Source organism: Kurthia huakuii LAM0618 (genome assembly GCF_000505545.1).
Lineage (GTDB): Bacteria > Bacillota > Bacilli > Bacillales_A > Planococcaceae > Kurthia > Kurthia huakuii.
Genome location: NZ_AYTB01000046.1, coordinates 1 through 3,236, shown reverse-complemented (window position 1 = coordinate 3,236; position 3,236 = coordinate 1). Strand labels below are relative to the sequence as shown.

The window sequence follows — 3,236 nt, the reverse complement described above, 5'->3', positions numbered from 1 at the left end:
CTCCCTCTATAAATGTTGATATATCAATGGCTCACGCCATTTTTGAGTGTCAAAAAAATATTTTCCAACACGCATATCTAACTTAATTTTGTATTAATTGATATTTATGTTAATTCATCGAAACGCTACGCTAAAGAAGAGACCATTTAATGGAAATAATTTCTTCTGAATCCAAGTTTATATGATACACTTTTGGATCTCTGCGTAGCTTATGACGACGAACCCTCCCATATCTCTAGGCGTCTAATTGCGCGTACATTCCTTCGTTCGGTCTGTTCATAAGGCAGAGGCTAGCGATGCTCCTTTAGGGACTCATTCATAAAGTGAAAGGTCGAAGGTGATGAATAGTGCTGGCTTCTCCGTGTTATCCTTTTGTTTAGACTTTCAGTCAAATGTAATCAACTAGCTGCTTTGAGAACCGTAAAGTCTGTCATCATCTGATGTTCATCGAACATCACTTTCTTTTTGCATAAGGCATGTAAAATCTTTAACAGTTTCCCACAAAGTACGACAATGGACTGTTTCTTCCGTAAAGGATTTTTCGTCCTTGTCGTATAGTACTCATGAAGCGCTTTGAAAGCAGAATTATGAAGAATTAAAGGCATCATAACGCGGAATAAAAGCGCCCTTAATTTACGCCGACCTCGTTTAGAGATTCTTTTTTGTCCTTTTGATTGGCCAGAAGAGTTTTCACGCAATGTAAGCCCCGCTAGTTTAATTAATTGGCGTGGATGCGCATATTGTGTGAGTGAACCGACTTCTGATAATAAATCGACAATAGTAATATCTCCGATACCAGGAACGGACGCCAAATAATCATAATCCGTCATTTGTTTCGCAAGAGTCGTTAGCTGACAAGTTAGTTCATCGAGTTGTGCCTGCATCATATGGTACTGAGAAAGTAGCGTGGCTATTTCAAAACGTGCCATCACAAGCCCCTCTGTTAATCCAATTGAGTGAGGCGCAATACGGACTAATTGTTTCGCTTTTGGCAGTTGAGGGCTTTTCAGCCCGTCTACTTGACGATAAAGGCAAAGCAGTTCTTCAGTTGTTTTCCCTTGAATATCCATTGGTAGCGGTGTTTTTTCAAGCACTGCATACGCCATTTTTCCAAAGCTTTTGAACACTTGTGTAAACTCTGGGAAAAATCGATCTAGCCAACGGATAATACGATTTTGAAGTGCGTTCAAATCTTCTTGAAGTTTTGAACGTAAGGTCGCACCGTTTCTTAATTCTGCTTCTACGCCTTCTAAAAGGCGTGGATAGCTAAATCGGCCATCACGTATTAAACGTGCGATGACCAGCGCATCCTTTTGATCATTTTTCGTCTGCAGATTATCGTCAAGTTCTTTCGAGCGATTAACGTGCATCGGATTGACCATCACAAACGGAATTCCGTAATGTGTTAAAAAGGCAGCGAGGTTCATCCAATAATGGCCTGTTGGCTCGAAGCCAACTAGAATCTCCTGTTTTTCGTGTTTCTCTTTTAGCGTCATAAGACGCTCATAAAAGTCATCAAATCCAATTTTAGATTGGATAATCGGAAAGGATTTTTGAAGGATACGTCCTCGATCATCAACTGCACAAGCATAGTGTTTACGTTTGGCAATATCGATGCCGATAACGAGTGTATTTTCAGAAACTTGATTTATTTTTTCATTCGTATTAAAATTCATTCGGATGGGTCCTCTCTGTATATTATGCGCGTCAATGCCAGTTGACACTCAAGCATCATACAGGAGGGCTTTTTTGTTTTCAAGTCTCTGAAAATCCTTCTAACAGGAATGCTCCTTCCTGTAACTAATATATAATTTTCAAATATTATTGTAAACGCTTTCATTTATTTGCGGATAAGCGTCAAATCAAGCTTGTTTACAGCGTTAGCAACTATCCAAGCCCCAACAGCAAAAACATAAAATCCTAACATAAATCCCACCTCCATCACTAATTTTTTATCTAAGTATAATTAATAATGCGGGACCGTGCCGTTTGTCATTTATTTAAAACGTAAAAAAGACCGCCTAGCGACTAGACGGTCTTTTTCCAAATTGAAAGGTTTTGAGTCTGACAATTTGAAGATTATGTTGTTATTTTATAGTAAGTATCGCATTAAAGATATTAATTTTCTGAACATTTTGTTGATTTATTGATACAACTTTTCATTTCGATATAAAAAGTTAGAAAACTGCGTCATGCAGCTCGTCCCTTGACGCCAAACAAGGCCATGTTACGCTGTTCATTAGGACGCCAAGCTTATTTTTTTCGCTTGGTGTGCTGCGTCCAGAAAACGTGGCCTGAAAACTTTGGAGTCAAGGGTGAGCGAAACTTTAAAACTGTTTATGTTACAATAATTAAAGAAAGTAAATCGTACTTATTTAACGTCTAAATTGTGTAGGCAATTCGCATAAAGGGGTGTTATCGGTAGTTACAGAATAAGTTGTTTTTATCAATGGTACAATAAAAAAATAAACATCCATATTATGATTTTATAGGACTAGAAAGGAGGGGTAATTTGATGAGTAAAGCCGAGTATAAACGGTATGATCGATTTAATTTAGCAATTGATGTAATATTCTTTCTACCACGTCAAATTATGCGAGTTATTAAATGGTTATTTTAAACTTATTTGAATTAAGCCCAATAAGTAAAGTTCCCAAATGACACTTTGGGAATGAAAAAGCGAACGCACTTGTTGTATATGCGTTCGCTTTTTATTTCGTTTAAACAAATCATAATTAAATTACAGTCTTTTTCCTTTTAGCCACTGCAATGTAAGCACCTACGACAGCTAATATAATGCCGACAACTAAGTTAATTGAAATTTGTGTTTCACCAATGATCACACTAGCAAAACCACCGATAGCTGGGAATAGGGCAACCATATAGCTACTTTCCGAAGCTCCTAGATTTTTGATTAACAATAAATACAATAACCAGGCTACAAATGAAGCTAGAACCGCTAAATAGAGTAACCCTACCCAGTAATGAAGAGAAGTAGGCACAACAAAGCTTTTTGCTGAAGCAATCGTAAATATTAATATTAAAATAGTAGCTGAAAACATTCCGATTGTATTGGCCATTATCGGGTCGATATTTTTCTTATTATTGTAGTATGAAAACACATCACCGATTGATGTAACAATAGTACCAACTACCGCTAAAACAATACCAATCATAAAACCTGACGAAATAGTATGTAAATCCGGATAAAGAATGACAACAACACTTAACAAGCC

The 3,236-nt window shown here is 37.1% G+C and carries 2 protein-coding genes; both read right to left on the bottom strand.

Annotated elements, in window-relative coordinates; translation table 11 throughout:
* Positions 1–398: 398 nt before the first annotated feature.
* Positions 399–1,676 carry an IS110 family RNA-guided transposase gene (locus V514_RS0118535; protein WP_029501141.1) on the bottom strand — a complete coding sequence of 426 codons (1,278 nt, stop codon included), beginning with the start codon at positions 1,674–1,676 and terminating at the stop codon, positions 399–401.
* A 1,059-nt stretch (positions 1,677–2,735) separates the two neighbouring features.
* Positions 2,736–3,236, bottom strand: a 501-nt coding sequence (locus V514_RS0118520; RefSeq protein ID WP_029501246.1) for a DMT family transporter, incomplete at its 5' end; no start/stop codon positions are given.